General features: G+C 31.5%; 12 protein-coding genes and 10 tRNA genes. 19 read left to right on the top strand and 3 right to left on the bottom strand.

The genetic code is table 11. From position 1 onward, the window contains the following. Positions 1 to 5: 5 nt before the first annotated feature. The 3 genes from AWE51_RS01090 to AWE51_RS27205 all read right to left on the bottom strand — a co-directional run bounded on the left by AWE51_RS01090 (position 6) and on the right by AWE51_RS27205 (position 3,611). Entirely contained in the window at positions 6 to 956 is a 951-nt protein-coding gene (locus AWE51_RS01090) for an AAA family ATPase (protein ID WP_066308234.1), read from the bottom strand. A gap of 1,152 nt (positions 957 to 2,108) precedes the next feature. Then, positions 2,109 to 3,086: a lipocalin-like domain-containing protein gene (locus tag AWE51_RS01085; protein ID WP_066308232.1), complete on the bottom strand. Its 978-nt coding sequence runs from the start codon at positions 3,084 to 3,086 to the stop codon at positions 2,109 to 2,111. 276 nt (positions 3,087 to 3,362) lie between these two features. Next, complete coding sequence (locus tag AWE51_RS27205) at positions 3,363 to 3,611, bottom strand: transposase (protein ID WP_394332225.1); 249 nt, start codon at positions 3,609 to 3,611, stop codon at positions 3,363 to 3,365. A gap of 174 nt (positions 3,612 to 3,785) precedes the next feature. Between AWE51_RS27205 and AWE51_RS01080 the strand changes: the two genes are divergently transcribed. From AWE51_RS01080 to AWE51_RS26930, 19 genes are all read left to right on the top strand, one after another. Next, entirely contained in the window at positions 3,786 to 4,400 is a 615-nt protein-coding gene (locus AWE51_RS01080; protein WP_198403783.1) for a Crp/Fnr family transcriptional regulator, read from the top strand. 81 nt (positions 4,401 to 4,481) lie between these two features. Further along, positions 4,482 to 5,372, top strand: a complete 891-nt coding sequence (locus AWE51_RS26000) for a hypothetical protein (RefSeq protein ID WP_082832263.1) — start codon at positions 4,482 to 4,484, stop codon at positions 5,370 to 5,372. A 161-nt stretch (positions 5,373 to 5,533) separates the two neighbouring features. Then, complete coding sequence (locus AWE51_RS01070; RefSeq protein ID WP_066308227.1) at positions 5,534 to 7,375, top strand: tetratricopeptide repeat protein; 1,842 nt, start codon at positions 5,534 to 5,536, stop codon at positions 7,373 to 7,375. Positions 7,376 to 7,693: 318 nt separating this feature from the next. Continuing rightward, positions 7,694 to 8,413 (top strand): putative quinol monooxygenase, encoded by a 720-nt coding sequence (locus AWE51_RS26825; protein ID WP_198403782.1) that lies wholly within the window; start codon positions 7,694 to 7,696, stop codon positions 8,411 to 8,413. Between the two features lie 73 nt (positions 8,414 to 8,486). Continuing rightward, positions 8,487 to 9,350 (top strand): helix-turn-helix domain-containing protein, encoded by an 864-nt coding sequence (locus AWE51_RS01060; protein ID WP_066308224.1) that lies wholly within the window; start codon positions 8,487 to 8,489, stop codon positions 9,348 to 9,350. A 175-nt stretch (positions 9,351 to 9,525) separates the two neighbouring features. Then, positions 9,526 to 9,663 carry a hypothetical protein gene (locus AWE51_RS26320; RefSeq protein ID WP_157765993.1) on the top strand — a complete coding sequence of 46 codons (138 nt, stop codon included), beginning with the start codon at positions 9,526 to 9,528 and terminating at the stop codon, positions 9,661 to 9,663. Between the two features lie 365 nt (positions 9,664 to 10,028). Next, on the top strand, positions 10,029 to 11,429 hold the full coding sequence (locus tag AWE51_RS01055) for a CapA family protein (protein ID WP_232517321.1): 1,401 nt from the start codon (positions 10,029 to 10,031) through the stop codon (positions 11,427 to 11,429). A gap of 32 nt (positions 11,430 to 11,461) precedes the next feature. Further along, a complete protein-coding gene (locus AWE51_RS01050) occupies positions 11,462 to 13,885 on the top strand; it encodes a DUF3160 domain-containing protein (protein ID WP_066308219.1) in 2,424 nt (807 codons plus the stop codon). A 788-nt stretch (positions 13,886 to 14,673) separates the two neighbouring features. Further along, positions 14,674 to 14,747 (top strand) — tRNA-Lys (locus AWE51_RS01045). Between the two features lie 386 nt (positions 14,748 to 15,133). After that, positions 15,134 to 15,206 (top strand) — tRNA-Cys (locus AWE51_RS01040). A gap of 101 nt (positions 15,207 to 15,307) precedes the next feature. Beyond that, positions 15,308 to 15,390, top strand: a tRNA-Tyr gene (locus AWE51_RS01035). A 5-nt stretch (positions 15,391 to 15,395) separates the two neighbouring features. Next, a tRNA-Asp gene (locus AWE51_RS01030) sits at positions 15,396 to 15,468 on the top strand. Positions 15,469 to 15,478: 10 nt separating this feature from the next. Further along, positions 15,479 to 15,550: transfer RNA gene (locus AWE51_RS01025), tRNA-Pro, on the top strand. Between the two features lie 6 nt (positions 15,551 to 15,556). Further along, a tRNA-Glu gene (locus AWE51_RS01020) sits at positions 15,557 to 15,621 on the top strand. 135 nt (positions 15,622 to 15,756) lie between these two features. Beyond that, positions 15,757 to 15,830 (top strand) — tRNA-Leu (locus AWE51_RS01015). Positions 15,831 to 15,915: 85 nt separating this feature from the next. Next, a tRNA-Arg gene (locus AWE51_RS01010) sits at positions 15,916 to 15,986 on the top strand. Positions 15,987 to 15,991: 5 nt separating this feature from the next. Then, positions 15,992 to 16,062, top strand: a tRNA-Gln gene (locus AWE51_RS01005). A gap of 6 nt (positions 16,063 to 16,068) precedes the next feature. After that, positions 16,069 to 16,142: transfer RNA gene (locus AWE51_RS01000), tRNA-His, on the top strand. Between the two features lie 94 nt (positions 16,143 to 16,236). Next, entirely contained in the window at positions 16,237 to 16,413 is a 177-nt protein-coding gene (locus AWE51_RS26930) for a hypothetical protein (protein WP_158597748.1), read from the top strand. Positions 16,414 to 16,893 lie beyond the last annotated feature (480 nt).

The following is a 16,893-nucleotide window of genomic DNA, read 5'->3' as shown; positions in this document are numbered from 1 at the left end:
TATTCTTACGAATAATTAGCCTTTCGATCTTGCAACATTTGGATTAACAATTGTTGGCTAATTACTTTCTTGTTGGTTAATATAATTTCTTTTAAGGAATCATTACAAGCATTTGTAATTTCAGCATGACTCAAACCTTTAGCTACCGTAATGACCTTATCAAAATTAAATTTACCTAAAAAATTAGACAACTTTAGAAGAATAAGCTCTTTAATTTCTTCTTTGTTAGGAATTGAGTAGTGTATTATGTCATCAAACCTCCTAAATAATGCTGAATCTAATATCTTAATATTATTTGTAGCACCAAATATGATGCTATCTGAAGTATCTTGTTCAATAAATTGCAAGAAAGCATTTAGAACTCTTCGCATTTCACCAACTTCATTATCTCTTGCTCTTTCAGCACCAATTGCATCAAATTCATCAAATAAATAAACACCCCTATTTGAAACCATCATATCGAAAATTTGACGAAGTTTCAATGCAGTTTCCCCCATATATTTAGTCATTAACTTATCCATCATTATGACGTATAATGGAAGTTTCAATTCACCAGCAATAGCAGAGGCTGTAATAGTCTTTCCTGTTCCGGGTAAACCCGATAATAAAACTTTTCTTCTATTGTCTAAACCAAACTTTTGAATTTTATCTCTTTGTTTATATTCTTCAAGTATTCTTTGAAGTTTATTACTCACTTCATTTGAAAGAATTAATTCATTCAGTCGATTTTCAGGATGATAAACTAAGACTAAATCACTAATATCTTTATTTAGCTTAATAACTTTAAATCCACCTGACTTAGATTTGTCAACTAAAGACTTAATATCTTTAGCTATTGACATATTTCCTTTCCTTGCTTCGTGAGCAGCAACTTGTAATGCAATAGAGGTAAATCTCTCATTATCATTCTTGTAGTGAGATTGAAGTAAAGATTTTATTTGTTCAGCGGTTGCCATGGTTCAAATATAGTGAATAATGAATCTAAATTTAAAAACTCATTTGAAAGAGTTTAAATTGACTTTTAGTAATTAGTTGAGACTATGATAAAAATTTAAAAAACGGTACTTCACTAAAAAGTACCGTTTGTAAGTACCGATTTGTATTCATTTGTAGCCATTTGGAAGATGGTGAAAAATCAAAATGCTTATAAACAGTGCTTTAACTTCAGGTTGATCTAGCCTAATAACCCGAAGGTCACAGGTTCGAGTCCTGTTCCCGCTACGAAGAAAACCAGTTGTGAAAGCAACTGGTTTTTTTATACCCGAAAATCTGAAGCATAGCATCAGGTTTTCGGGTATAAAAAAGGTATATGATGCAGTGCATCATTGGTTTTCTTTGTGCAAGGTTCCTTAAAAGGGCCAACGACCATAGGGAGTTAATCCTGTTCCCGCTGCTAAGAATAAATTATTGATTTTTAATAGGTTATTTTCGTTTGCAAGTGTAAATATCAATTTCATTGTATAGCTATTTAAGTACTGGCAGGGGATATTGGTGGGGTGCAATTTTTACGTTTATTTTATAAAAAAGCATTGCTTATAAGGTACTATGCTAAAAACAAGTTAGTCGTGAGTCATGGGGTTCCACTGCTATCTCTATGGTTATTTTACGATTATGGTTCCTATATATGGGATTTATCAGAAAATGAGATAGTTATGGGTAGTCTTTGAAAACGGGAAGGTATATTAAAAGCAACATTATTTTATCAATGTTGTTTTTCATTTTTATAGTAGTTGATTAATTTTAGAAATATACTTTACAGGCACTTTTTTTGTTTTGTTGGATTCTACTATTTTTTTGTTTTTTGAAATTGTTAGTATACCTAGAAATATCAATAGATAGACCTTCAAAGGATTCTTGGGGAGTATTTCCTTGCATAGCTTATTTAAAAATGGCAATAAAAGTATCATTAATGAACGATACAAATAAGTTATGTTTTTATGTGTTAAGTTCCTTATAAGGAACTAATTATTTTAGTATTAAGATAGAGGTTGCGGTGCATTTTGTTATACCTGATTCTTTTAGGAGTACGTGATGTTATTAAGGATATTAAAAAAATGGAGGTAAACCCTCCATTTTCTTCCTATAACTGATGTATAAACGAACTAATTTTATAGCTTTCTATAAACAAATTCTCTTACCTGTTCATTGGCATTACTATCTATGAATGTGTATATAAGCTTAATGGTATTGTTGTTTTCTAGCAAAAGTTTGACTCCTGAAATATTTTTAAGTGCTATGGTCTTTTCATCTTTTACAATATACTCTAGAGTACTCGTTTTAATAAATTGACATTCTGCACTGGTATCAAAAACAACCGTGCTATTTCCTTTGATAATTGTTGCGTTAATACTTTCTGGTAAAGGATAACTCACACTTACATTATAGTCTAACAAATCTCTACGATTAAAGGTTTTTTTATGTTGAATAAATTCAAAAATACTTTGAGGTTTAAACTCTATTGTATTTTTTTGAAGGCAATCTTTATCAGAGTCGATTTTCCACTTTCCTAATATATTTTGAATTACCTCGGTTCCATCAAAAGTGTCGTCATTATTATCCTCATCTGTCTGGTTATCTGTTTCCACATTATCTGTTTCTTCCTGATTTTCTCCTAATTCGGAATTGTCACTTCTAATAAAAATGTCTATTTGATCTTGTTGTTCATTACCATTGGCAACTTTGGAAGTAATCTGTAAAGTATCGTCAATCAGCTCGATTTCAGAATCAAAGTTAAAAAAAGTGACTCTGTTCAAACCAACAACGGTGTAGGTTCCAGATTGTGTAACTGTTCGAGAACAAAGAGTTGTAGAATTACTCCCTAGTTTTAAAAAAGTTACTTCATAGGTGTCGTCTTGATTGAAAGTAGCTGTTGAATTTTTTAAGCATTCGAATTCAGATGGTGAAACATTTTTATTGTCAATAGTGCTGCTTACCAATTTCCAGTTTCCAACTAATTTTTCTTTGGTAACTAGTACTTCTTGAGAAACTTGTTCATTGTTTTCTGGATTAGAATCAGAATCACAAGAAAAAAGAGTTAGAGAAAACAGAATACATAAAATTGATTTGTGGGTTTTAATACGGATCATTTTTGTTTTTTTTAATGTTCGATTTTAATTTTTATCTTTTTTTAGAAAACTTTTTATTTTTCCAGTGTATTAAAGTTTTGCTACAAACATATTTATCAGGTTGATCTTTCACAAAAATAGAGGGTGGACAAAGGGGGGACAGCCTAGATATATGCTCCTAGAATCCGCTACAATTGGTTATAACGAGAAAAAAATCAGAACATAATGAAAAAGTAGTATGCTAAATTATATTATTCTCATACCTAGACAAAGTAGGCTGATAGGCTAAATCACCTTTCAGAATATTTTATACAAAGGATCGCGTTGTAGATGCAATACATCATAGTAATCGTCATAACCCCGTATCAGTATAACTACTTGATATTTCACTAGCTTATGGATACTATGAGTGATCAAAAGAGAATGATGCTTATCTAGAATCAGATTACTGAAATAATTGATGACCTTATGACTATGTTCCAGTTTTTCTAATAAAACAATAGCACTATCAGAATGTATTTCTTCCGAAGAGAAATCAACAGAAATACATAAAACACTGTATTTTAATACTCCCTTTTGGGTGTGATCAAAAGTGTTAATTCTTTGGTTTGTTATTTAAAGTTAGCACTTTATGCCTTAAGTCAAACAAATACCGTGAATTTTTCGGGTTAACTTTTGTAAACTATGTATCTTTATGAGCATTTTGAATCATCTAAGATAATGCTAAATAACTTCATAAATCAGCTACGAATTACAGAATTAGAACTTCAAGACGAACTTCAAGAAAAATCATCTATAACAATACATAAAAAAGATGATATTATAATAAAGAACAATCAATACATTAAAGTTTTAAAAATTGTTTTAAAAGGAAAAGTAAGGGTATATCAAGAAAATGGAGAACGTGAAATTCTTATTTATTATTTAAATCCTATAGAAGCTTGCACTTTGTCGCTTTCAGCTTGTTTTGAAGATTGTAAGAGTACGGTAAATGCAGTGGTAGAAGAAGACTGTACTATCCTAAATATACCTGTGAGATTTGTTAGAGATTGGAATTTTAAATACAAGTCTTGGAACTCTTTTACCACGAATACGTATAGAGAAAGTTATAATCATCTTATTAATCAATACTCAAATTTAGCATTTCAACCGCTTAAAGATAGACTATTTGATTACTTAGTCTCCAAAGCAAATGATACGGTTGTTAAAAAAACACATCAAGAATTAGCAAAAGAATTAGGAACAACTAGAGAAGTTATTTCTAGGTTGCTAAAAAAATTAGAATCTAACGGAAAACTAAACCTAAGACAAAAAGAAATTCAAATTTTAAAATAATTTTTTTATTGTTGTGCCAAAAGTCACAAATAATTATTCTTAAATACTTCTTCCTTTGTATTAAATTAAAATATAAAGAAAATGAAAAGTATTAAAACAGTAATTACAGTCGCAGTATTAATGACAAACTTAATTTCTTGCGGGCAACAGTCGGATACTGAAAAAAACCAAATTAAACAATCTTTTGTAGCACATACACCTACATCACATCACGAAGTAGCATTAGAAGTGTTAAATGCCAGTAAAAATTGGATTATGAATTTTAATTCAGGAAATGCTGCAGCTTGTATAAAAGGATATGATACAAAAGCAATAATGAGAGCTATGCCATTTGGAATCAAAAAAGGGGTATCAGAAATTTCTGGATTTTGGAAGCCTTTCATCTCTTCTGGGGCCACGAATTTAATTTATACAAATGTAAGCATCGAAGTAGTTAATAAAACGACTGCATTTTTATCTGCAAACTGGAGTATGAATTTAGGAAAAGGCATTATTTATCAAGAAAAATGGGAGCGAATAAATGGTAAATGGCTTTTAACTTATGATGATTTTGAGGTTTTAGAGAAATTTGAAACACCAATTAAAAATGATACAAATCCTGTCGCAAATCATATAATTTTAGAAGAAGTTATACAAGCTTCTATTAAGTGGACCAATTCATTTAACTCAGGAGATAATAAGGCTTGTGGAAATGGATATGCTAAAAATGCTTTTATGAATGCTGTACCATTTACTTCTATTCAAGGAAAAGAAGTAATTGAAGATTTTTGGACGAAATTGATTAATGATGGTACTAAAAACTTAACATATCATAATCCAACATTTAAAGTTAAAACGGATAAAAGTGCAACGTTATCATCACAATGGAGCATGAATATAGGTGAAGGCAAAATCTATCAAGAAAAATGGGAACAAATAAATGGCAAATGGCTTTTAACCTATGATGAATTTCAAGTATTAAAACAATATTAAAAAAAATGCAATATAATAAGAGACCAAGTTAGTTCGTTACTCTATTTCCCTTGAAAACAACACGGATTTTCTACTTTTAAACTGATTCTAAGTCTGGGAGAATGTTAACTATAATTATCTAATGTATAAACAAAATTTAACTTGATTTAAAAAATCTAAAAATGTTTCTTAGAACCTTCATATTCTTTTGGCTTTTTTTTATTTGTGTTCTTGCAAACGCACAAAATGATAAAGTTGTGGATAGCCTTTTACAAGTTATACACCGTAAATCAGTAGCTGATACAACCCTGGTAAAGGCATTTAATGATTTAGGAGTCCAATATGCTATATCAAAACCCTTATTGGCAAAGAAATATATAATGAAGGCATTAGCTATTTCAGAACAAAATAATAATCCTAGAGAAATAGCTGGTTCATACAATTCTTTGGGTAAGGTTTACCTTTATCAGGATGAGTATGATACTGCTCTAAAATATTTTGAGAAAGCGTTAGAGATTAATAAAAAATCAAATCATATTTGGGGACAGGCTTCTGCACTGCATCAAATTGCTGCTACCCACGTTTATTCAGGAAATTATCTTGAAGGAATCACTGTACTTGAGGAATCTGGAGCGTTGTTTTTGAAAAAGAATGATTCCCTCTCTTATGCAAAATCCCTCCAAACTATGGCAGTTGCTTATAAAGGATTGGGACAGCTAAGCGTAGCAACTAAGAAATCCTTAGCCTCCATAAAAATCTATCAACAACTTAACATTACAACAGGAATAGCACATTCAAACTTTCAATTAGGGGATATTCTATCTATAAAAAAAGAATATAGAAAAGCTTTACCCTATTTTAAATCGTCTTTATCAGTCTTTCAAGAAACAGGTAATTTTAAATTCATATTAATTATTCATCAAAATTTAGGATGGTGTTACAAAGAATTAAAAGAGTATGACAATGCCATTAAACACTATGAAAAAGCATTAGAAATTTATAAAAACAAATATCCAATATCTAATAGTTCTTATGCATTATCCATGTTAAGTGAGATCTATTACGAGTTAAATCAGCCGGATAAAGCTACCTACTATCAAAAAAAAGCCGTACAGGAATTGAATTCCAATAAAAAAATGTACAAGCTAGGAAAAGCGTACACCTATATTTCTATGGGCACACTTTTTCTAAAGCAAAAAAAAACGGACTCAGCAGTCTTTTATGCACAAAAGGCATTAAAATATACACATAAAAATGGTTTTTTACGAGCAAAAATGGATACCTATCATCTATTGGCGCTTGCTGCGGAAGAAAAAAACAATAACATTGTTGCTCTTGAATATTTTAAAAAATTGGCAATATTGAAAGATTCTATACAAGAGTTAGAAAATAAAACGCTGGTTTATGAACTGAGTGCTCAATATGAATCCAACGAAAAAGACTTAAAGATTAAGCAATTCGAAAAAAGTACTAAAACGAAACAAAAACAAATTGGGGCATTAATAATTTTGGGGTTAGTTTGTATTGCTTTTTTGCTTGTAGGTGGGAAAAAATTAAGAAAAAAAAATAAGCAAAAACGAAAATTAGAGGAAATGGTGAAACGAAAAAATAAAGAGTTAACCGCCAATACACTTCATTTGCTAAGAAAAAATAACACCCTTAATAACGTCAAAGAAAAATTAACAAACTTATGCAACACACCAGGTGAAAATGTATATCCGTATCGCAAGGTGCTACAGGTTATAAATTTTGATGAAAAAGAAGATCAGAATTGGGAACTTTTTAGAGAACTTTTTGAAGAAACCCATCATGGTTTTTACAAAAAAATAAACGATAGGTTTCCTTCTATTACTTCAAAAGAGCTAAGACTTATTTGCTTGTTAAGACTTAACCTTTCTTCAAAAGAGATAAGTAAGTTTCTTAATATATCTCCAGAGGGAGTTAAAAAAGCTCGCTACAGACTAAGAAAAAAAATGAACCTTACTACAAAAGAATCACTTGAAGATTATATTATAAATATTTAATACAAACTTAAACCTTAAATATTTTGGCTACTAACATGGTGAAATTTTGAGGCATAGTTAAACTATTAAATATGTTTTATTCTAGGAGGGGTTAATACTCAGAGACTGGTGTATATCATAACAATTATGTGAAAGCAGTATACTAAATTGTTTATTGGTATTGACCTACATTAGCTAGTTAGAAAATTATATTACCACAGATCTTTTACTGGATTTAATAGTATTTTTTTGAAAATTATCCATGCATTAGTAAAGAACATCCATTCTATAGTCCTTTGTTTCGCCTCAAATTTGCACCGTAACAAAAAACAAGAAAAGATGAAAACTAAAGTCCCATTAAAATTAGCACTCCTAGTTTTTTTACTAGGATGTACACTTCAAACATTTTCTAACATTAAAAAGAATACTAACATGAGCGACCAAAAAAAAGAAACAATCGGATTACTAGTAACGATGAAAGCTAAACCAGGAAAAGAAAAAGATGTAAAAGATTTTTTACTTGGCGGATTAGGATTAGTAAACCAAGAGCCGCTAACGGTATCCTGGTTTGCCTTTCAAATAGATAATAATACCTTTGGAATCTTTGATACTTTTGAAATAGAAGAAGGAAGGCAAGCACATTTAACAGGTGAAGTTGCCAAAGCATTATTAGCAAATGCAAGTGATTTATTAGAGAATTTTAATCCTAGTACAGATATTCAAACAATAGATGTGCTAGCGACTAATCATAAGTCTGGATTACAAAACAAAGGTTTCCTTGTTATTATGAGATCTAAAGACACAAAGACAACAGATGTAGAAAACTTCCTTAATGTTGGCAAACAATTAGTAAGTGATGAGTCAAAGACTTTATCTTGGTATGCAGTAAAAATAGATGCAACTACTTATGCAATCTTTGACACCTTTGCAGATGATTCTGGTAGAAATGCTCATTTATCAGGGAAAGTTGCAGCAGCACTTATGAAAAATGCACCGTTTCTTTTGGAAGGTTTTGAAGCATCAGCAATTCAAGAAATAGACATTATAGCTTCGAAATAATTGTTATTTTTAGAAAGGAGTGCTTGCTACACTCCTTTCTTTTTAATAAATATGGTTAAATAAAGAAATTCTTATGGCTCAAATTATTGTTGATAATCAAAATGGTGAACTAGCATTTAGACTAGAAAGATTTGAAGATCTTAATCAATTTGACCATTTGCAGAGAAAAAATTATTATTCTATCATTTTACTAAAAGGAAACAATTACAAATTAAGTGTAGACCTTTCTAATTATCAATTGCAAGGCGACCAGATGATTTGCTTGTCGCCTTATCAACCTTTTATGATTACTTCTGATGAATTTTGTTCAGGATGGTTATTAAATTTTCATCCAGATTTTTTTTGTACATATAGACATCAAAATGAAATTGAAACAGAAGGCATTCTTTTTAACAATTATCATGGATTACCGCATTTTAAAATTTATGAAGAAGGGTTATTTTGTAATCTCATAGACCAAATTTCAAAAGAGATGGATAGAGATTCTATAGCTCAACATGAAGTTCTTGTGGCTTTTTTAAAAGTATTTTTAATAGAAGCAGTGAGACAGAAAAAACAATTTGATAAAGATATAGTACCAAAATTTTCTGATGGTCAATCTGAAATCTTACAAAATTTAGTAGATTCTATTGAGAATAATTATTGTGAGTTGCACTCTCCTAAAGATTATGCAGATATTTTGAGTGTTAGTACTAAAACATTGGCAGGAATTGTGAAAAAATATTTGAAGCAAACACCTAGCACATTAATTTCTAATAAAATTGTTATAGAGGCTAAACGTGAATTATATTTAACCTCAAAACCTTTGAAGCAAATCGCTGCTAGTCTTGGTTATGATGATGAATTTTATTTTAGTAGGTTTTTCAAAAAGAAAGTAGGTGTTTCTCCCGATAATTATAGAAAGACAGTAGGTTTTGCTAAGCTAGAAAAACTATGATTGATTTGTAGTATTTTGTCTGCACCAAAAACCTTAAAAGAGGGTAATTCTATAATTACCTCCCCTAAGAGCACAACTGTCAATTTTATACCAAAAATTAAGATTTTATTTAGGTATTCAAGGGGATAGGAATCACTTTTTGTTTATTGGAAAATCCAGAAAGATAGGAAATACTATGATGGTTATTCATTATGGATCCAGAGGATCTATGGCTAGTTTGAATACAAAGAGGATTAAAATTGAAGAACGTTTCATAAAGGAATTATCACCAGAAATGTTGAAAGAAAATGCTTGGGTATTCATTTCTTTGTAAATGAAATTGATGTTACCGAATTGCCAAGTGCTATAAAAATGCTGAAAACCGTTAGAAACCAAATAGATGAATATGGTTGAAGTAACGAAATTAATGAAGTATCACCTTAGGGGTGTATCATGACTGGTGATTGGCAAAAGAATCCACCTTGCAGAATAAAGAAATAGTGTGTATTGTAAAAATACGATAAATGAGAAATACCTAATTTCCGAACATATAATAAGGATAAAATCACTTTACAATTCTTAAATGCAAATATTTTCTCTTAAAAAAATACTCTGGACAATATGATATTTAGAATTTATATTAGCTATATTGAATAGGTTTTATTTCTAAAATTTAAAAAGACATTTCGGTTGAAAAAAGTGAAGTTTTTATTGATAGTTACAGCATTATTTTTTTCTTGTCAAAATGAGCATTCTTCATTAGGTATAATGTTTACGGGAGATGTGATTTTAGATCGGGGAGTAAAAGATCAAGTAACACTTCATGGGGATTCATTACTAACTAAAGCTTTTTACAAAGCAAAATCAGAAGATTTTCTTGTTGTTAATTATGAAGGAACATTTACTAACCAAGTAGCTAGCCAGCGTGATGAATTTAACTTTAGCCAAGAAGCCAAATATGCTTCCTTATTAGCTAAAAGTGGCATTACCCACGTATCAATAGCCAATAATCACAGTTATGATTATTATGAAGAAGGATTTAAAGATACGGTAGAGGCGTTATCTCAAAACAATCTTGATGTTTTGGGTAATACTTGTAACCCTAAGATACTTAGTAAAGGTGAGTATAATTGTGCTATTTTAGGTGCTTCGCTTACTACGTATAATGAAAACTTATGTATTTCTTCTATAAAGAAGTTAAAAAGTAGTGTTATTAACTTCAAGAAAAATCATCCAGAAATACCTTTGGTGTTGTATATTCATTGGGGGCTTGAGTTACAGTATACTCCAGAAAAATGGCAAAAAGAACTAGCTGTTGATCTAGTAAATTTGGGTGTAGATGCTATTATTGGACATCACCCACATGTTGTTCAAACCATTGATTTTATTAATGATGTACCAGTATTTTACAGCTTAGGTAATTATATCGCAGATGCCTATTTACCAAATACCAATATATCATATACTATAAGTTTAAAAGTTACGGATCAAATAGATCAGGTTAATTTGATTCCTATTGAATTGAAACGATATTTCCCCTTTCATATCAATAAAGATCAACAGCTTTCTTATCTCAAAAAATACTTGTCATTTTCAAATGGAGTTTGTGCATTACAAAATAAAGAAAGTTGGATATTGAAACCTTTGAAAATGGTAGATTTTAAAGAAGAAACCACCTTGTGGGTATCTACAAAAGATACTATATATTCAACCATAAAAAAGATGCAATCAGGACAGAAGGTTTTAACAGTTCATACACCAAATTCTCGATCTAATACTGTTGGGTTATTTGGAGAACTATCAGAAATGCATTTTTCTGATATCGATAATAATGGGATAATAGATATTTTGTTAGGAATAAAAAAGAAAGTACACTTTGATCAAGAAGAAAAAAAGAGATTAAATATATATAGCTATAAAGAAAAGCGTCTTAGTCCATTATGGTTGGGGACAAAGTTTATCGATGATGTAGATAGTTTTAGCCCGTATACCAAAAATCGATATAATTACCTACAAACTATAGAAGTAGATAAAAAAGGTAAAAAACATCAAAGAATCTATAAATGGGATGACTTTGGATTTGCTTTAACCAATAAATGAAATCAACCAACCTTATGATAAAAATTAAATAGATGAAAATTTATAAAATCATTTTTTTTCTGGCATCAGTATCAATAATAACTAATTGCAAAAAAAAGACAGCACCCCCAAAAGAAAAAGAACAAAAAAAGGTCGAAGTAATAGATCAATCCTCAATGGATCAGCCACCATCAGAGCTTGTTTCAGTCGATTATGGGGCTAAAGGATATTTAAAAAAGTACTATGAAATCCCTCATATCCAAGAGTTTTATGAGTGGCAAGACATGAAATATCAGATATGGGAACCTAAAAAATTCCCAGAAGATTTATCAGTTTTATCATATGATGAGTTGCGCTTATTACGTAACGAAATCTATGCTCGAAATGGACATTTGTTTGATGATGCTTTTTTGAGAGGTCATTTTAATCGCTCAAAATGGTACATGCCAATATTTGATGTAGATGATTTTGAAGTTATTCTTTCAGAAGAAGAACAAGAATTGATTAGTAAAATTAAAGAAGAAGAGGAGAAAAGAAAAGAACTTAAAACAATTACGGATAAGAATAGATTAGAATTATACAATGCCGATCTCATTGTGAATAAAAAGCAGTTCAAAGAAATTCCACAAAAAGTTCAGAATGATTTTAGTAATCAAAATTTTAGCATTCTTGAAGCCAATAGATCTATGCCCTTTTATACCTATGATGAAAATGCTTATGAATACATTCCTCATTATATTACTACAGATTTGTACTTGTTTATACTACATAAATATTTCTCCACGAGTTTAGAAAAACTTGATGAAAATTTCATGTATGTGCAATTAAAAACGATACTAGAAGAAGCATCTTATAAACTCTCAGCACTAGCAAAGAGTGAAGACAATAAAAACCTTAAATCTTCCTTAGAATGGGCGCAGATGTATACCGCTACCGCCCAATATGCAATGGGAGAAAAAAAATATGTTGTTCCGGATGATTATGCTCTCGAGTTTGATTCAGAAAAAGAAGCGATAAACCTAATTCAGGGAAAACCAAGTTTTATCCCAAATATATTGGTTAATTATAAAGAACTAAAACCAAGAGGACATTATACCAAAAGTGACACGCTTAAAAAATATTTTAAAGGGTTTAAATGGATTAGCTTAAATGGGATCAACATTAAAAATAAAAAAGAACTCAAAGGGCTAATAACAATGGCGTATGCTATAAAAAGTGATCAAAACCTGTATGAGAAATACCAACAATATGTTTCTATTATAGAAAAATTGGCAGGGCAAGAAGATAATCTCTCCATGTCTAACCTTATTCAAGCATTAGGAGATACTAATTTGGAGGAAACGTTATCAGATACTAACGTAAATAAAATTATAACGTATTTAGATGGCTTTGATAAAGAACGAGTAAAAAGAGTATTTGGAAAAGAATTTAGAAATGAAGAAAAAGAAATTAAAAGACTATTTTTCTTATCGAGTACATATTCTATCACCGGAGAAATTTTTTCCAGATTAGTGCATGTAGATGATCTAAATTCTAAACGTCCTTTTCCTAATGGTTTGGATCTTCCAGCTGTATTTAATAACAAAACTGCTGAAGAAATACTTTTCAACGAATACAAATACGGCGATAAATGGTCAGAGTTTAATGAAAGATTATCTAGTCTACAAGAACAATTTTATAAGTTCGAAGATTGGGACAACAATTATGGTTATAAAGGGGTTCAAACTGCTTTACAGGCAACTTCAGAAGATGACCGTTATCCGGATTATATGAAAACCAATGCCTATAATAGAAAAGAGTTGTCAACCGCATTAGCATCTTGGGCTCATATCAAACATGATTTGATATTGTATCAAGAAAAACCATTTGCCGCAGAGTCCGGACAGGGAGGAGGACCAGAACCTCCACAACATTATAGTTATGTAGAACCTAATTTAAGGTTCTGGGATACTGCATTAGAACTAGTTAAATGGTTGGAAAATATTTCCAAGTTTGATTCAACCTTTGCTTCCGAATTAAAAGAAATAAAAGATCTAGGAGAGAAATTGAGATTAGTAGCGTATCAACAAGTAGAAGGAAAAACTGTTTCAAGTGAAATCTATGATGAATTACATCATGTGGGCGGAACTATAGAATATATTCTTTTTGGACTGTTAGAAACAGATCATCTTTCCGAACGTGAGAAATCAATGGCACTTATAGCCGATGTCTACTCTTACAAAAGGAGCAATCTAAATGTGGCGGTTGGACATGCAGATGATATATATGTGATAGTTCCCATAAATGGAGAATATTATATTTCTCGAGGTTCTATATTTTCATATCATGAGTTTATAGGAGAAATATTTGATGATGATCAATGGAAATCAAAAGTAAAAAAAGGAAACATTCCAGATCGACCAAAATGGATTCAACCTATTATCAATGATAATATAAAAGGGTTAGAAGGACAATTAGAGTTTAGAGTTGGAGGTTAACATTTCTTAGAAATAATAGGCTTAATATCTAATAATGAAAACAAAAAAAGATTCCAATTTCAAAAATAAATTTGGAAGTTAAATTATAAATAACAAATATTTGTATAACAAAATGACACAAAATAGAATACATACCGCACCGAAATCACTGTTTAACCAGTGTGACTATCGATGGATTAATAGATTATCCATTCGAAACAGGACGTTATGTAACTATTTGAATCATTTTTGAGATGATATAAATTAGAAAACTACTATAAATAGCAAGCGTCCAAGAAATTGGACGCTTTTTTTATGAATTTTTTTTAAAATAATGAACAAAGGTTAATTAGCACATAAAGATTAGTATTTGGAAAGTAAGCATCAGGGAGACAGACGATTGCCAAAACATCCAATATCCGTTGAAAAACGGACAGGGATTCTTATATCTAATTTTAAACATAAAGCACTGATTATCAATTAAATAATATTAAAAAATGTTTGCAGATTTAAAAAAAGTTTTCATCTTTGCATCGCAATCAAAACAAAAATAATAATCAAGATCGCACTATTGTTAATAGGATAAAACGTATAAAAATGATACCGAATAATTTTCAACATATTTTAAATCGACTCTTTACCAAGCAGAGGGGATATTGTTCTGATAAGAGCATAAGAGGTGTCTATTTTATAGAGAAGATGATTATAAGAACATAGCTTATACATACATCATATATATAAAATGACGCCCGAACAAGGCGTCTTTTTTTATTGCCATAGTTCATTGATATTTTGAAAACCAAACACATTGACGTGTAGCTTAATAGGATAAAGTACTCGGCTTTTAACCGAGGTGATGTAGGTTCAATTCCTACTACGTCAACATAGTGGAAAGGAAAGCCAATAGGTGGTGATCACAGCCTTGACAAGTTCACTATTTAACAAGACCTATAGGTAAAAGAAAACAGGAGTGAAGACTGTTAGGGGTTAATGACTCGAGTGAGTTGGATTTCCATTAGAGATTGGGTAAATATTGGTTTGTTATGTCCGCCTGCTAAGCGACTTCACGTCTAGTGAATGATGAAGTTTCAAAATGCTATGCATTCATGAAATCTTATTTAATACTATAATAAACCATGAATAATCCTTTGCTCTCCGCAATAAAGATACTGTAGCTTAATGGTTAGCGCTGATCAGCTGTTATTCATAAAAAATAGTAGAGCCTGTGCCGGACTTGATCCGGTATTCGAGTCCTATCAGTATCGCAAAGACAAGGTGGCTGAATGGTTAAGGCAGCAGACTGCAAATCTGTTTTTTATGAGTTCAAATCTCATCCTTGTCTCAATGATTGGATCAGCATCAAACTTGTTTGAATACTGTGACAATCCATTTTGCGACTTGATGAGAAAGCATAGCAATCTCATCCTTGTCTCAAAAAACTATGGAAGTATTGAGCAATTGGTTGGCTCGCCAGACTGTAAATCTGTTCTCTTCTGAGCTTGTAGGTTCGAGTCCTACTACTTCCACAATTAGTACCGTAGCACAATGGCTAATGCACCCGACTGTCTCTCGGAAGGTCGCGGGTTCGAATCCCGTCGGTACTGCAATAATCATCTGGGGATATAACAATGGTAGTTTACCCGCCTTGGACGCGGGAGGTTATAGGTTCGAGTCCTGTTCCCCAGACAAATTGCTCCATTAGTTTAGTGCATCCGGTTTTCTACCGGAAGACAAGGGTTCGATTCTCTTATGGAGTACAAATTGAGGTATAACTCAGTCGGTAGAGTACTGTGCTGATATCAGAGAAATCTTGGCTTCGAAATACAGAGCATTCACGAATACTGCTGTATCAAATAATAATTTGATGAACTAATCCCAATGCCTCAATAAATGCAGGGATGGCGAAACTGGCAAACGCGTCTGACTTAGAATCAGAATTTTGAGAGTTCGAATCTCTCTCCCTGCACAATGCTCTGCTAGTCCAATTGGAAGAGGCATCGGGTTTAAGCCCTGTATAGTCTTAGTTCGAATCCGAGGTGGAGTACAACTATGGGCTCATGGTGTAACGGAAGCACCCAAGGCTACGAACCTTGGAGTATAGGTTCGAATCCTATTGAGCTTACAAACTGACCTGTGATGTAACGGCAGCATCCAAGATTTTGATTCTTGGTGTAAAGGTTCGAATCCTTTCAGGTCATCAAAATGGTGTCTCTAGCTTATCTGGTAAAGCGCCCCGCTGTGAACGGGAGGAACAGGGTTCGAGTCCCGGAGTACACCCAAAAAGGAACAGTAACAAAGTTTGTCAATACGCAGGATTGAAATCTGTTCCATTAATTTTTTAAAATAATGTTTAACCAATTCATTCAAGTATTATGAAAACTCACTTTATTATTACCAAAAGAAAAAAGAAAGGTTTGAAGCTTTTGATCACTAGAATGTTATCAAAGTGGGCTTCAAATTATATTAAGGCGATGAGTAAAGCTTTATACCCTTCTGAAACACAAGGAGTAAAAAGTAAAAATGACAGACATCGAATTTTTTATAAATGATCTAATTTATCTACGCAAAAAGACTGCGTAGTATAATGTCACCTTTGTAGTGTAATTAAAACAAACCCTCATCTTTAATGGGGTATAAATGAGGGTTTGGAGTAGTGCCCTGTTACAAAATAGGGAAAGTAGCAGGGCATAAATAAGCACCTCTTTAGCTTAAAAGGAAAAACTGTAGTAGAGACATGGTGCAGTAATGGGCCAGATGAAGCGATGATAAGATCGTAACTACAGAGTGATTGGATTAACATTGTTAGTGGCTTGCCTACTAATGAATAGAATTTGCACAAGCACCAAAATGAACAAGAATCAGAGTAGGAAAGTGCATTTAGAGCCAACCTGTCCGCCAATAACGGAAGTAGCAGCTCGAATCTGGTAAGAGGGATAAAATATAAGTTCTTTAAAATATCAAGCAAGTCTTGTTGTGTGTTTCTGTATAGCACCATTGTATGAGGTATTGCAAATTTGTATTATCACTTC

It is taken from the genome of Aquimarina aggregata (genome assembly GCF_001632745.1).
Lineage (GTDB): Bacteria > Bacteroidota > Bacteroidia > Flavobacteriales > Flavobacteriaceae > Aquimarina > Aquimarina aggregata.
The sequence above is the reverse complement of the archived record's forward strand: the minus strand, read 5'-3'. Positions and strand labels throughout refer to the sequence as shown.